Genomic DNA, 14435 nt, shown 5'->3' on the forward strand with positions numbered 1-14435 from the left:
GAAGCGAAGTCGCGGCGGCGCCTGCTCGATGGCTCAGCGTTTTTTTAGCGGCAGCGGCACCACGCCCTTCACCGCCTGCAAGCCGGCGGGTTCGGGCGGCAGGTAGCCCCAGTCGCCATCGGGCGACGGCGCAGCGCCGCCCGCCGCGTGCGCGCCCCCGCGCTCGTCGCGCCGCGAATGCGGGTCCGGCGGCGCACGGCCGTCGCGTGCGCCGTCGTCGCGCGACGGCGATGCATCCGGCGCGCGCGGCGCATCCGCATGACGCCGGTGGCGCAGCACCGCGTCGGCCACGCGTTCGACGTGCGACACCGTCACCGCGGCGGCCTGTTCGAGCGCCGCCAGCGCGCGCGCCGCGCGCAGCATCACGAGATCGGCGCGCAGGCCGTCGACGGCCGCGTCGATGCACAGCGCGCTGACCCGCGCATGCACCGCATCGCCGAACGTCAGCGCCGGCAGGCGTTCGCGCGCCGCCCGAATCCGCCCGGCCAGCGCGCGCTGCGCGTCGTCGTGACGCGCGCGGAACGCATCGGGATCGAGATCGAACGCGAGCCGCGCCTTCACGATCTGCTCGCGCTGCGCGGCGTCGAAGCAATTCTCGAGCTCGACCATCAGCCCGAAGCGGTCGAGCAGTTGCGGCCGCAGCTCGCCCTCCTCCGGATTCATCGTGCCGACCAGCACGAAGCGCGCATCGTGCGCGTGCGACACGCCATCGCGCTCGACGATGTTGACGCCGCTCGCGGCGACGTCGAGCAGCGTATCGACGAGCCCGTCGGCCAGCAGGTTCACCTCGTCGACGTACAGCACGCCGCGATGCGCGCGCGCGAGCAGCCCCGGCCGGAAGCGCACGCCGTTCTCCGCGAGCGCATGCGCAAGATCGAGCGAGCCGGTCACCTGCTCGTCGCTCGCCGACAGCGGCAGCGTCACGAACTGCCCTTCCGGCAGCAGCGCCGCGAGCGCGCGCGCGGCGGTGGATTTCGCGGTGCCGCGCGGCCCGCTGACGAGCACGCCGCCGAGCGACGGATCGATCGCCGCGAGCAGCAGCGCCTGTTGCAGCGCCGCCTGCCCGACGAGCGCGGTGAACGGGAATACGGCGGGAGATACGGCGGGAGACACCGCGCGCAGGCGGTGCGTCGGATCGGTCATCGCCGACCTCCTTCCAGATGATGTTCGCTTGCGAGCCAGACCGCCTCGATCCGCTCGCGATAGTCGCCCGGCTGCTGCCACAGGCCGCGCTGCATCGCCTCGACGAAGCGCTCGCAGATGCCCTGCAGCGCACGCGGATTGTGCCGTTCGAGGAACGCGCGCGTGGCGTCGTCGAACAGGTACGCGTCGGCGACGAGCGCGTATTGATGATCGGCGAGCACGCGCGCGGTCGCGTCGTAGCCGTACAGGTAGTCGACCGTCGCGGCCATTTCCGCCGCGCCCTTGTAGCCGTGCCGCTTCACGCCGTCGAGCCATTTCGGGTTCACGACGCGCGAGCGGATCACCCGCGCGATTTCCTCGCGCAGCGTGCGCATCTTCGGCGCGGCCGGGTTCGCGTGGTCGCCGTGATACAGGCTCGGCTGGCGGCCCGACAGATGCCGCACCGCCGCGGTCATGCCGCCCTGGAACTGGTAGTAGTCGTTCGAATCGAGGATGTCGTGCTCGCGGCTGTCCTGGTTCTGCACGACGACGTCGATCATTGCGAGCCGCTCGCCGAACACGTCGGGCGCGGCGTCGCCCGCGCTGTTCTGCGCATACGCGTAGCCGCCCCATTGCCGATAGGCGTCGGCCAGATCCGCGTCGGTCTGCCAGCGCCGCTGGTCGATCAGGTCCTGCAGGCCCGCGCCGTAGCTGCCGGGCCGCGCGCCGAACACGCGCCAGCCCGCGCGGCGCCGCGCCTCGTCGGGCGGCACGCCTTGCTCGATCCACTTCGCGCGCTCGCGCTCGATGCGCGCGCGGATCGGGTTCAGGTGCTCGGGCTCGTCGAGCGCCGCGACCGCCTGCACGGCCGCGTCGAACAGATGCATCAGGTTCGGGAACGCGTCGCGGAAGAAGCCGGACACGCGCAGCGTCACGTCGATGCGCGGCCGCTCGAAGATCTCGATCGGCAGGATCTCGAAGTCGGTCACGCGGTGGCTGCCGTGCGCCCATTTCGGCCGCACGCCGATCAGCGCGAACGCCTGCGCGATGTCGTCGCCGCCGGTGCGCATCGTCGCGGTGCCCCACACCGACAGGCCGATCGCGCGCGGATAGTCGCCGTGATCCTGCAGATGCCGTTCGATCAGCTGCTGCGCGGATTTCAGGCCGAGCGACCACGCGGCCTGCGTCGGCACCGCGCGCGTGTCGACCGAGTAGAAGTTGCGGCCGGTCGGCAGCACGTCGGGGCGGCCGCGCGACGGCGAGCCGCTCGGCCCCGGCGGCACGAAGCGGCCGTCGAGCCCGCGCAGCAGCTGGCGCAATTCCTCGCCGCCGCATGCGTCGAGCGCGGGCATCAGCGTCGCACGAATGCGCTCGATCACCGGCAGCGTGTGCATCCAGACGCCGGGCGGCGGCGCGCATGCGTCGCCGGGCGCCGTCGCGCACACGCGATCGAGCCATGCCTGCGCAAACCGTTCGAGCCGTTCGCGCGTATCGCCCGCATGACGCCACGTCGATTCATCGACCGCCTGCAGCAGCGCCGGGCGCGGCCCCAGCCACGGCGCGGCCCAGTCGGCGGCGAGCGGATCGAAATCGTCACCGAGCGCGAGATCGCGCGCGAGCGCGCCGATCAGCCCGGCGCGCGCCTGCTTGGCCGTCGCCGACCGGAAAGCGCGCGAGCGCGAGCAGCGTGTCGCGCCGCTGGCGCGAGACCGGCGACAGGCCGAACACGTGCAGCCCGTCGCGGATCTGCGCTTCCTTCAGCTCGCACAGCCACGCGTCGACGCGCGTCAGCAGTTCATCCTCGTCGCTCGCGTCGCGCGGCGGCGCGACGCTCAGCTCGTCGTGCAGCCGGTGTTCGGCGATCGTCGCGAGGATGCTCTTGCGCAGCAGCTTCGCGCGCCGCGCATCGACCATCAGCGCTTCGTAGTATTCGTCGACCTGCCGCTCGAGGTCCTGCAGCGGGCCGTAGTTCTCGGCACGCGTGAGCGGCGGCATCAGGTGATCGACGATCACCGCCTGCGCGCGCCGTTTCGCCTGGCTGCCCTCGCCCGGATCGTTGACGATGAACGGATACAGGTGCGGCAGCGGCCCGAGCGTGAGGTCCGGCCAGCATGCATCGGACAGCGCGACGCTCTTGCCCGGCAGCCATTCGAGGTTGCCGTGCTTGCCGAGGTGAATCACCGCGTCGACGCGGAACGCGTGACGCAGCCAGAAGTAGAACGCGAGATATGCATGCGGCGGCACGAGGTCCGCATCGTGATAGCTCGCGTAGTCGTTCTCGCCGCGCGAGCGCGACGGCTGGATGCCGACGAACACGTTGCCCGCGCGCCAGCCCGCGATCGTGAAGCGCCCCTGGCGCAGCGTCGGGTCCGCTTCGGGCGGCCCCCAGCGTTCGTTCATCGCATCGCGCACGGCCGCCGGCAGTTGCGCGAAATGCGTACGGTAATCGGCGAGCGCGAAGCTCTGGAACGCGGGCCGCAGCGCGTGCATCGCCGGGTCGTTGGTCACGCCTTCGGTGAGCCGCGCGATCAGCGCGTCGCCGTCGGCCGGCAGGTCCGCGACCCGGTAGCCCGCGTCGCGCAGCATCGCGAGCACGCCGAGCGCCGACGCGGGCGTGTCGAGCCCGACGCCGTTGCCGATCCGGCCTTCGCTTTGCGGATAGTTCGCGAGGATCAGCGCGACGCGCTTGTCCGCATCGTCGAGCGTGCGCAGCCGGCACCAGCCGCGCGCGAGCGCCGCGACGAAGCCGATGCGCTCCGCGTCGGGCTGGTAGCGCACCACGTCGACCTCGGTATGCGCGCAGCGGTACGCGAGCCCCTTGAAGCTCACCGCGCGCGTGACGATGCGCCCGTCGACCTCGGGCAGCGCGACGTGCATCGCGATGTCGCGCGCATGCAGGCCCTGGTTGTCCGCGACCCATGCGTCGCGGTTGCCGCCGGACAGGATCACCTGCAGCACCGGCGCATCGCCCGCGAGGATGTCGGGCTCGGGGCCGTCGATCGCGCCGGCCGCGAACGCGGTCGTGTTCAGCACCAGCGCGACGTCGTGCGCGTCGCAAAGCCGCGCGATCACCTCGCGGCTCACCGCGTCCTTCAGCGACGTCACCGCGATCGGCAGCGGATTCAGCCCTTCGCGGATCAGCGCGTCGGCGAGCGCGTCGAACACCGCGGTGTTCGCGGCCTGCCAGTGCGCCTTGTAGAACAGGATCGCGACGACGCTCGCGCCGGGCGTCCAGCGCGGCAGCCAGTCGTCGATGCTCGCCGGGTCGCGCGCCGGGTGATACAGCGCGGCGGCCGGCAGCGGGCGCGGCGGCGCCGGTTCGTCGCCGAAGCCGAGCGTGTGAAACGCGATGCTGCGCAAGAGCGCCTCGGCGTTGTGCGCGCCGCCCTCGCGCAGGTAGCGCCACCACAGGCGGCACAATCCGGGCGCGACCGTGCTCTTCGCGATCAGGTTCGGATCTTCCTGCAGGTCGCCCGAGAACATCGCGAGCCGCTGCCCGCGACGCGACGCGAGCGACATCGCCTGTTCGATCCCGTACGGCCAGTACGCCTCGCCGCCGAGATGGTCGATCACGACCGTCTTCGCATGCTGCAGCACGTCGTCGACGTAGAAATCGACCGACGCCGGCTGGCGCAGGAACGTCACGTTCGCGAGCCGCACGCTCGGGAAGCCCGCCGGCAGACGCGGCACGACGCTCGCGAGCAGCGACAGCGTCGTGTCCGCCGAGCTCAGGATCACGATCTCGGCGGGCTGCTGGTCGATCCGGACGACGCCCTGCGTATCGTCGACGAAGCCGCCCGGCGTGGTGCGCAGCAGATGCATCGCCGGTTACGCCTGTTGCAGCTCGGCCGCGAGCGCCGCGTCGAACGCGCGCTGCAGCGCGGCCGCGTCGAGATCCTCGCCGATCAGCACGAAGCGGCTCGCGCGCGCTTCGCCGTCCTGCCAGCGGCGGTCGAAATAGCTGTCGAAGCGGCGGCCGACGCCCTGGATCACGAGCCGCATCGGCGCGTCCGGCAGCGCGGCGAAGCCCTTCGCGCGATAGATCGTGTGCGTCTCGACGACGCGCTGGAGCGCCGCGATCGTCGCGTCGCGCGAGCCGGCGTCGCCGCTGACGACGACCGAGTCGAAGTCGTCGTGATGGTGATCGTGATCCTCGTCGTCGGCCGAGCCGTGGTGGTCGTGACGCAGGTGAATGGTTTCCTCGGACGCCGATTCGAGCCCGAGCAGCATCGCCAGATCGAGCTCGCCGCGCGTCGCGCGCACGATCTTCACCTGCGGCGGGATTTCCTCGCGGATCGCCGCCTCGACCTGCGCGAGCTGCGTATCGTCGACGAGGTCGGCCTTGTTGACGATCACGAGATCGGCCGCCGACAGCTGGTCGGCGAACAGCTCGTGCAGCGGCGATTCGTGGTCGAGGTTCGGATCGGCGCGGCGCTGCGCGTCGACCGCCTGCGGATTCTCGGCGAACTGGCCGCTCGCGGCGGCCGGGCCGTCGACGACGGTCACGACCGCGTCGACCGTGAAGCTGTTGCGGATCGTCGGCCAGTTGAATGCCTGCACGAGCGGCTTCGGCAGCGCGAGGCCGGACGTCTCGATCAGCACGTGATCGATGTCGGCGCGGCGTTCGACGAGCGCCTCCATCACCGGATAGAACTCCTCCTGCACGGTGCAGCAAAGGCAGCCGTTCGCGAGCTCGTAGAGCTGGCCGGACGCGTCGCCCTGCGCGTCCTCGCAGCCGATGCCGCAGCCCTTGAGGATTTCGCCGTCGATGCCGAGCTCGCCGAATTCGTTGACGATCACCGCGATGCGGCGGCCTTGTGCGTGTTGCAGCATGTGGCGCATCAGCGTCGTCTTGCCGCTGCCGAGAAAGCCCGTGACGATGGTGACGGGCAGCTTGCGCATGGTCATGAAAGATCCTGTATCGAAGAAAGGGAGTCAGGCGGAGATCGTCACGTCGATCTCGTCGTAGCGCTTCAGGCGGTAGATCGCGGCCGACACGACCCAGCACGCGATGAACAGGCCGATCACGAAGTAGCCGAGCATGCCGAAGTGCGACGCCACCATCGACGCGAAGGCCCACACGGGGCCCTGCAGCGACAGCTTGTCGGCGAGCAGCGCGAGCACCTCGATGCCGCCGATCAGCGCGGCGACCAGCACCGACACGAACGTGATCGTCATGTTGTAGTAGATCTTGCGGATCGGCCGCACGTACGCCCAGCGGTACGCGCCCATCATCAGGATGCCGTCGGTCGTGTCGACGAGCGTCATGCCCGCGGTGAACAGCGCCGGCAGCGCCATCACCGACCAGAACGACAGGCCGCCCTGCACCTGCGTCGCGGAGATGCCGAACAGCGCGATCTCGGTCGCGGTGTCGAAGCCGAAGCCGAACAGAAAGCCGACAGGATACAGGTGCCAGCTGCGCGACACGAGGCGGAACAGCGGCCGGAACAGGCGCGCGAGCACGCCGCGCTGGTTCAGCAGCATGTCGAGATCCGCGTCGACGATCGCTTCGCCTCGGCGCGCCGCGCGGAAGGTGCGGTACACGGAGATCAGGATCAGCAGGTTCGCGGTCGCGAGCAGCAGCAGGAAGAAGGCCGACACGCACGTGCTGACGACGCCGCCCCACGCCTTCATGCTCTCGAAGCGCGCGAGCGACGCGGCTGTGAGCGCGACCACGACGGACATCACGATCACGACCGTCGAATGGCCGAGCGAGAAGAACAGGCCGGCGCCGAGCGGGCTGCGGCCTTCCTGCATCAGCTTGCGGGTGACGTTGTCGATGGCCGCGATGTGGTCGGCGTCGACCGCGTGGCGCAGGCCGAACACGTACGCGAGCAGCGCGGTGCCGAGCAGCACCGGCTGGCCGTGGAACGCGATGAACGCCCAGATCCACGCGCCGACGTTGAAGGCGGCCAGCAGTGAATAGATGACGATGATCTTGCCGCGCAGCCCGGACGGGCTGTCGTTGAACAGGCGGAAAAGCGAGTCGAGCATGGTGCTCCCTGGCGAACGGTCGACATGATGAATGCCAACACGGCTGCCGCCTGCCCTGCCCGCGCGGCCCGCCGCTCGCCGCGCCCGGCCGCGCGCACGCGTGCGACGCTCCGATCGATGACGGAAGTGGAAAACGCTCGGGCGTCGGGCGTGCTGCGGCCGTGGACGATGCGCCGCATCCCCGCGGCGCTGAACCCCTCGTCTCGGCCGGTATCCGGGCTGACGAACACGCCGCTTCGCCTTCCCGGACGCATCACGCGTCCAGTGGCGGTCGTCCGCATGCGCGGGAGGCATGCGGCGAAGCGGCGCTGCATCGCGGCGGGCGCAGTGCGTTCGCTTACCGTTGCGGGGGCAGCACAGGTTGGCGCGACTGCGGTGCAGCCAGGCTCCCTGCTTCCCGTTTAACTGCGCACGCCGGCGGGCGCGCGCGAGCACCGAAACGCGTGCGAGTGTAGGGGGCGGTGCCGGCAGCGTCAAGGCAAAACCGGCCATCGCGGGGCCGCCGCCGGGCGCCGCGACCGCACACGGCGGCCCGCCGCGCGCGGCCGCGGGGGCAGGCATGGCCGGTTCGCGCGGGCCGGGCGCTGTGCTATCGTATGCGCCGCGTTCGGTGCCCGCGCCCGCCTTCCGGCAGGTGCAGTTAAACGGGAAACAGGAGGCGGACATCCGCCCGGCCTGTGCTGTCCCCGCAACGGTACGCCGCCCGCGCGACGCGCTTTCAGCGCGCGCGCCCATGCCGCCCACGATGCCACTGCCCGCCTGCTTCGGGTGGGAAGGCCGCGGCCTGGCAAGCGGCCAGCCCGGATACCGGCCGACGCAAGGGGCGAGCGATGCGCTCGCCGAACGCCCGGTCCGCGGGGGACGGACCGGAGCGCCGTCTGCCCGCGCCCACGCGCTTCGCCCGATCCGCCCATGCACTGCCTGTCTGCCGGCCCCCGTGCCGCTCGCCGTTTCGTTTCCCCTGCCATGCCGCGGTGCGTGCCGTGCCGCCCCCGATGAGCCGCGCCTGGCTGATCGGCGCGGGCCCCGGCGACGCCGACCTGCTGACGCTCAAGGCCGTGCGCGCGATCGGCGCGGCCGACGTGCTGCTCGTCGACGATCTCGTGAACCCCGAGGTGCTGCGGCATGCGCGCGCCGATGCGCGCATCGAGCACGTCGGCAAGCGCGGCGGCCACGCGTCGACGCCGCAGGACGCGATCGTCGCCGCGATGCTCGCGCACCTGCGCGCGGGCCGCAGCGTCGCGCGCCTGAAAGGCGGCGACCCGTTCGTGTTCGGCCGCGGCGGCGAAGAGCTGATCGCGCTCGGCGCGGCGGGCTTTCCGGTCGAGGTCGTGCACGGCATCACCGCCGGCATCGCCGCGCCGGCCGCCCTCGGCATCCCGGTCACGCATCGCGGCGACGCGCAGGGCGTGATCTTCGTCACCGGGCACGGCGCGGGCGATGACGAGCCCAACTGGCGCGCGCTCGCCGCGACCCGCATGACGCTCGTGATCTACATGGGCATCCGCCGCCTCGCGGCGATCGCCGCCGCGCTGCGCGCGGGCGGCCTGCCGGACGACACGCCGTGCGCGGCGATCGAATCGGCGACGCGGCCCGAGCAGCGGCACGTGCTGGCGACGCTGGCGACCCTCGTCGAGCGCATCGGCGCGGCCGGCATCGGCTCGCCTGCGATCGTCGTGGTCGGCCGCGTCGCGGCGCTGGCCGCCGATCCCGCGGTGCAGGCCGCACTGGCCGCACCGGCCGAACCTGCGCCGCCGGAGCCAGCATGATGCGGGTCGCGCTCGGTCTCGGCTTTCGCGCGGGCGTCACCGCCGCACAGCTCGACGCCGCGGTCCGCGCGGCGCTCGCGCGGCACCCGCACGCGCAGCCGGCCGTGGTCGCGACGCTCGCCGGCAAATCGCGCGCACGCGCGCTGCGCACGCTCTGCGCGCGGCGCGGCTGGCCGCTCGTCGCCTTCGACGCGGCGCAGCTCGCCGCCCACCCCGAACTGGCGCAGAGCACGCCGTCACCCGCCGCGCTCGCCCGCTTCGGCGTGGCCGGCGTCGCCGAGCCGTGCGCGCGGCTCGCCGCGCCGCGCGGCCGGCTGCTCGGCCCGAAGCTCGCGCGGGACGGCGTGACGGTCGCGCTCGCCGGCCCGCTTTGAACCCATTCTTTCGACAGGACGACTCCCGATGAAAACCGATCCCGAAGCGCACCAGCGGATGACCGAGCGCCGCCGCGCCGGCCACGAGAAGAAGCAGGCCGCCGCCGTCAACGAAAAGGGCCTGCTGATGGTCCACACCGGCAACGGCAAGGGCAAGAGCACCGCCGCGTTCGGCATGGCCGTGCGCGTGCTCGGCCACGGGATGCGGCTCGGCGTCGTGCAGTTCATCAAGGGCGCGCTGCACACGTCCGAGCGCGATTTCCTCGGCGCGGTCGCGCACTGCGATTTCGTGACGATGGGCGACGGCTATACGTGGAACACGCAGAACCGCGACGCCGACATCGCGACCGCCCGCAAGGGCTGGGACGAGGCGCGCCGGATGATCGAGAGCGGCGATTACCAGATGGTGATCCTCGACGAGCTGAACACCGTGCTCAAGTACGAATACCTGCCGCTCGATGAAGTGCTCGCGACGCTGGCCGCGCGCCCTGCTTCGCTGCACGTCGTGGTGACGGGCCGCCACGCGCCCGACGCGCTGATCGACGCGGCCGACCTCGTCACCGAGATGCGGCTCGTCAAGCATCCGTACAAGGAGCAAGGCGTGAAGGCGCAGCGCGGCGTGGAGTTCTGAACCATGCCCGCCTGCCCCGCGCTGTTCGTCAGCGCGCCCGCGTCCGGCCAGGGCAAGACCTCGGTGACGACCGGCCTCGCAAGGCTGCACCGCCGGCTCGGCCGCCGCGTGCGCGTGTTCAAGACCGGCCCGGATTTTCTTGACCCGATGCTGCTCGAACGCGCGAGCGGCGCACCCGTGCACGCGCTCGACCTCGGCATGGTCGGTGAAGCCGGCTGCCGCGCGCTGCTCGCCGACGCCGCGCGCGACGCCGACCTGATCCTGATCGAAGGCGTGATGGGGCTGTTCGACGGCACGCCGAGCAGCGCGGATCTGGCCGTCGCGTTCGGCGTGCCGGTCGTCGCGGTGATCTCCGCGAAATCGATGGCGCAGACCTTCGCCGCGATCGCGTTCGGCCTTGCGCGATTTCGCGCGGACCTGCCGTTTCACGGCGTGCTGGCGAACCGGGTCGGCTCCGCGCGTCACGCGGAATTGCTGCGGCAGGCGCTGCCCGACGACCTGCGCTGGCTCGGGCACGTGCCTGCCGATGCCGGCATCGCGCTGCCGGAGCGCCATCTCGGCCTGCATCAGCCGAACGACATCGACGATCTCGATGCGCGGCTCGATCGCGCGGCCGACGTGCTCGCGAATACGGCGCTTGCGGAATTGCCGCCTGCGGTCGCGTTCGCGGAACCGGACGCCGCCGGGCCGCTGCCGCGCGCGCTCGCCGGCAAGCGGATCGCGATTGCGCGCGATGCCGCGTTCTCGTTCATCTATCCGGCGAATCTCGCGCTGCTCGACGCGCTCGGCGCGCAGTTGCGGTTCTTCTCGCCGCTCGCCGACGAGCCGGTGCCCGGCGACTGCGACGCGCTGTTCCTGCCGGGCGGCTATCCGGAGCTGCATGCGGCGGCGCTCGCGGCGAACGCGACGAGCGCGGGCGCGATCCGCGCGCATGCGGCGGCCGGCAAGCCGATCGTCGCCGAATGCGGGGGGATGGTGTATCTGTGCGATGCGCTGACGGACGTCGACGGCGCGACGACGCCGATGCTCGGCCTGCTGCCGGGCCGCGCGACGATGCAGCGGCGCTTCGCTGCGCTGGGCATGCAGCAGCTCGATACGCGCACCGGGCCGATGCGCGGGCATACGTTCCACTATTCGCGGCTCGACACGCCGCTCGCGGCGGCGGCGACGGCGGCACGCTGCGACGGCGCGAGCGGCAGCGGCGAGGCCGTGTATCGGGCCGGCCCGATCGTCGCGACGTACATGCACATGTACTGGCCGTCGAACCCGGATGCGGCCGCGGCGTTGTTTCGCGGCGAGGCGTTCGATCAGGTTGAGCAGGCCGATCGAGCGAGCGGAGAGACGCCGGAAGTCGTGCCGGAATAGCGGGCTGCGTCGCGAGACCTCGCCTTCCCCGCCAGCGTCCCGTCACACCAGAAACGCCTCGGTCAGCTTCACCCAGTACGACGCCCCCGTCGGCAGCACCGCGTCGTTGAAGTCATAGCCCGGGTTGTGCACCATGCAGCCACCCTCCCCGTCGCCGTTGCCGATGATCAGGTAGCAGCCCGGACGCTGCTCGAGCAGGAACGCGAAATCCTCGCTGCCGGTCAGCGGCGCCATGTCGTCGATCAGGTTCGCGTCGCCGACCCACTCGCGCGCGACCTGCTGCGCGAACGCGGTCATCTGCGCATCGTTGACGAGCACCGGGTAGCGGCGCCGGTAGTCGATCGTCGCGCTCGCGCCGAACACCGCGGCCTGCGCGTGGATCACTTCGGTGATGCGCGCCTGCAGCAGGTCGCGCACGTCCGGCTTCAGCGCGCGCACCGACAGGCGCATCTGCGCGTGCTCGGGAATCACGTTCGGCGCGTCGCCCGCGTGGATCGCGCCGACCGTGACGATCGCCATGTCGAGCGGCGACACGTTGCGCGACACGATCGTCTGCAGCGCGACGACGATCTGCGCGCACACGACGACCGGATCGATCGCCTGGTGCGGCACCGCGCCGTGGCCGCCGCGCCCCTGCACGTCGACGGTCACGGTGTCCGACGACGCCATGAACGGCCCCGGCAGGAAGCCGAACCGGCCGGTCGGGAAGCCGGGCATGTTGTGCATCGCGAAGATCGCATCGCACGGGAACTGCTCGAACAGGCCGTCGTCGAGCATCTTCTTCGCGCCGCCGAGCCCTTCCTCGGCCGGCTGGAAAATCAGGTTCAGCGTGCCCGAGAAGCACCGCTCGCGCGCGAGATGCTTCGCCGCCGCGAGCAGCATCGCGGTGTGGCCGTCGTGGCCGCACGCATGCATCTTGCCGGGAATCGTGCTCTGGTACGGCAGGCCGGTCGCCTCGTGGATCGGCAGCGCGTCCATGTCCGCGCGCAGGCCGAGACGCTTCGTGCCATCGCCGACCTTCAGTTGCGCGACGACGCCCGTGCCGCCGAGCCCGCGATGCACGGCGTAGCCCCACGCCTGCAGCCGTTCGGCGACGAGATCGCTCGTCGCGAATTCCTCGAAACCCAGCTCGGGATGGGCGTGGATGCGGTGCCGGATGGCGGTCATTTCGTCGGCGAGGCCTGCGGGAATCACGCTGTGGGTCATGGGGGCGGCTCCTGGGTCGGGTTCGGAAGGGTCGGTCAAGGATAGTCCGGCTCACGGCAACCGAATAGCGAGTAAGTGGTCGCGGCGGCAACCTGGAGTTGCCGGTTGAGTTGGGGTGCCGAGCATGGCGGCAGCGCGCTTGCGAGGCCGTACCGGCGCGCGGGAGCGGGAGGCGCGGTGCCTGCGGCTGTGTGTCGGTCTCCGGCATGTGCCGGCTCGGCGAACACGGTTGGGCGTCGCTTCGATATCTATCGATATCAAGGACTTCCGGGGCATTTGTTCACTTTTCAACCGCCGTACATCTTTTGTGTACGCCAGGGTTCAAGTGAACGCACGACCCGGCGTGGTTACGCTGCTACCCGGCGAATTCGGCGGCGACGCCGATGGACATCTCGACGCCTTCCGCGGCGCGTTTCTCGCGGAACCGGCGACGCCGCCGGCATGGCACGCGGCACGGGCTTCGCGCCCATGCCGCGCAGCACCTCAACGCCCCGACATCATTGCTGAACGACGCGCATCGACTTCGGTCGCGAAAAATCGAGGTCTTCGCCGTTCCAGGCTTTCGCCTTCTTCAACTCCCAGTTCTGCGTCAAGCCGGTGAAGGTCGCGACGCGGTTGAACGCGAGGTCGTCCGTATCCGACAGCATCACCGCGATCCCCGCGGCCGCTTCAACCTGGACTTCGTTTGCATAAATCCAGGACGGCAGCGCACGCCCCGACCGCTGCCCCGCCGGCAGGCAATACTTCGCGCCCGACGTCAGGCTGACGATACAGCCGAGCGGCGTCGTATCGCGCACGACGCGCATCGAATGCGGCCTTGAAAAATCGAGCACCTGTCCGTTGACGGCCTTCACCTGCTTGAGACCGCCGTTCTCGACCGTGCCGACGAACGTCGCGATCCGGTTGTAGGACAGGTTGTCCCAATCCGACAGCATCACCGCGGTGCCCGGTGCCGCATCGACGAACACGTCGTGCGCATAGATCCACGACGGCAATGCATAACCGGAGCGCTGCCCCACCGGCAGGCAATATCTCGCGGCGGTCTGCAGGCTGACGATGCAGCCCGCCGGCTGCTCGGCCGACAGGAAGCGCGCTTCCGGATAGACCGACTTGATCCAGTCCACGTACTTCGATACGCGCGCGCCGGTCGAATAGTTGTCGCCGCCGCCATTGGTCGTCGCGATGATGACCGGCTTGCCATCGCGAATCTGCCACCAGGCCGACCCGCTATCGCCCGACGCAGTGCGCGTCCAGAACGGGGACGGCCCGGCAGAGCGATAGCTCGCGCCGATTCCGTAGCCGAGCTCGAAGATGCTGTCGATCCGGCTGCGCCCGTACAGCCGTCGCTCGCCGTTCGCCGGCCAGTACGAACCGCTGCCCTTCGCGCCGACACCCCAGCTTCCATAGCCGACGAAAATGACGTCGCGGTCTTTCTCGTGAGGATCGTCGTTCAGGATCGGCCGCTCGACCGGCTTGCCGAGCACGTCCGCTATCGGGTGGAGCGTCGGCAGCTTCAGGATCGCGATATCGGTCGACGCGCCGCCCATTCCCGCCGGCTTGTTGATCCGCTGCGGCGGCACGTACGCCGTGCCCCGGCCCGATGCGACTACGCGGCGATCGAGCGTCGTGAAGCGCTTGGTTACGGCTGTCTCGGTGCCTTGATAGCCGGCGCAATGCGCGGCAGTCAGCACGTAGGTCCATCCCCCGTTGTCGCCAAGCCATGTCGCGGTGCAGCCACCGACCTCTCCGACCGCGAGCCACGGCGTCTCATAACTGAACGCGCGCAGTTGGTCGTTGTGCGTCTTGATGCTGTTCGCCAGGTCTGCGCTATCGCCGCCGTAATACTTGAAGGTCGCTTCGTCGATCCGCAAAGCGTGCGCCGCCGAAGACGCCACCAATGCCGCCAGGCCTGCGCTCACGATTATCTTTTTCACGTTTTCTCTCCGATGGATTTATTGCCCGGAAAATGCAGAT

At 70.6% G+C, this 14435-nt stretch carries 9 protein-coding genes, 1 pseudogene and 2 riboswitches; of the genes and pseudogenes, 4 read left to right on the forward strand and 6 right to left on the reverse strand.

The annotated features are described in order from the left end of the window. Positions 1–33 precede the first annotated feature (33 nt). The 4 genes and pseudogenes from WJ35_RS03690 to WJ35_RS03705 all read right to left on the reverse strand — a co-directional run bounded on the left by WJ35_RS03690 (position 34) and on the right by WJ35_RS03705 (position 7116). Positions 34–1143 (reverse strand): ATP-binding protein, encoded by a 1110-nt coding sequence (locus WJ35_RS03690; RefSeq protein WP_069238757.1) that lies wholly within the window; start codon positions 1141–1143, stop codon positions 34–36. Next, positions 1140–4944: pseudogene (cobN, locus tag WJ35_RS03695) on the reverse strand (cobaltochelatase subunit CobN). Before cobN ends, WJ35_RS03690 begins: the two are co-directional and overlap by 4 nt. Positions 4945–4950: 6 nt before the next feature. After that, positions 4951–6030 carry a cobalamin biosynthesis protein CobW gene (gene cobW / locus WJ35_RS03700; RefSeq protein WP_060238704.1) on the reverse strand — a complete coding sequence of 360 codons (1080 nt, stop codon included), beginning with the start codon at positions 6028–6030 and terminating at the stop codon, positions 4951–4953. Between the two features lie 27 nt (positions 6031–6057). Beyond that, the gene (locus WJ35_RS03705) at positions 6058–7116 is read right to left on the reverse strand and encodes a HoxN/HupN/NixA family nickel/cobalt transporter (protein ID WP_060238707.1); all 1059 of its coding nucleotides are present in this window, start codon (positions 7114–7116) and stop codon (positions 6058–6060) included. 187 nt (positions 7117–7303) lie between these two features. Then, positions 7304–7570, reverse strand: a riboswitch (cobalamin riboswitch). A 186-nt stretch (positions 7571–7756) separates the two neighbouring features. Then, a riboswitch (cobalamin riboswitch) is annotated at positions 7757–7926 on the forward strand. A gap of 185 nt (positions 7927–8111) precedes the next feature. Between WJ35_RS03705 and cobA the strand changes: the two genes are divergently transcribed. Genes cobA through WJ35_RS03725 form a run of 4 tightly spaced genes read left to right on the forward strand, consistent with a single transcriptional unit; the run spans position 8112 to position 11255 of the window. Further along, positions 8112–8885, forward strand: a complete 774-nt coding sequence (gene cobA / locus WJ35_RS03710) for a uroporphyrinogen-III C-methyltransferase (protein WP_060238713.1) — start codon at positions 8112–8114, stop codon at positions 8883–8885. Next, positions 8882–9259, forward strand: coding sequence for a cobalamin biosynthesis protein (locus tag WJ35_RS03715; protein ID WP_060238717.1), 378 nt, complete (start codon positions 8882–8884; stop codon positions 9257–9259). Before cobA ends, WJ35_RS03715 begins: the two co-directional genes overlap by 4 nt. 28 nt (positions 9260–9287) lie before the next feature. Continuing rightward, positions 9288–9890: a cob(I)yrinic acid a,c-diamide adenosyltransferase gene (gene cobO / locus WJ35_RS03720; RefSeq protein ID WP_010092402.1), complete on the forward strand. Its 603-nt coding sequence runs from the start codon at positions 9288–9290 to the stop codon at positions 9888–9890. Between the two features lie 3 nt (positions 9891–9893). Next, positions 9894–11255, forward strand: coding sequence for a cobyrinate a,c-diamide synthase (locus WJ35_RS03725; RefSeq protein WP_069238758.1), 1362 nt, complete (start codon positions 9894–9896; stop codon positions 11253–11255). A 42-nt stretch (positions 11256–11297) separates the two neighbouring features. Here the strand turns inward: WJ35_RS03725 and WJ35_RS03730 are convergent, their stop codons facing one another. Beyond that, entirely contained in the window at positions 11298–12461 is a 1164-nt protein-coding gene (locus WJ35_RS03730) for a M20 aminoacylase family protein (protein ID WP_069238759.1), read from the reverse strand. A 497-nt stretch (positions 12462–12958) separates the two neighbouring features. Beyond that, positions 12959–14395, reverse strand: coding sequence for a trypsin-like serine protease (locus tag WJ35_RS32580; protein ID WP_080484216.1), 1437 nt, complete (start codon positions 14393–14395; stop codon positions 12959–12961). Between the last annotated feature and the right edge of the window lie 40 nt (positions 14396–14435).

The sequence above is a fragment of the Burkholderia ubonensis genome (assembly GCF_001718695.1).
In the GTDB taxonomy this organism is placed as follows: Bacteria; Pseudomonadota; Gammaproteobacteria; order Burkholderiales; family Burkholderiaceae; genus Burkholderia; species Burkholderia ubonensis_B.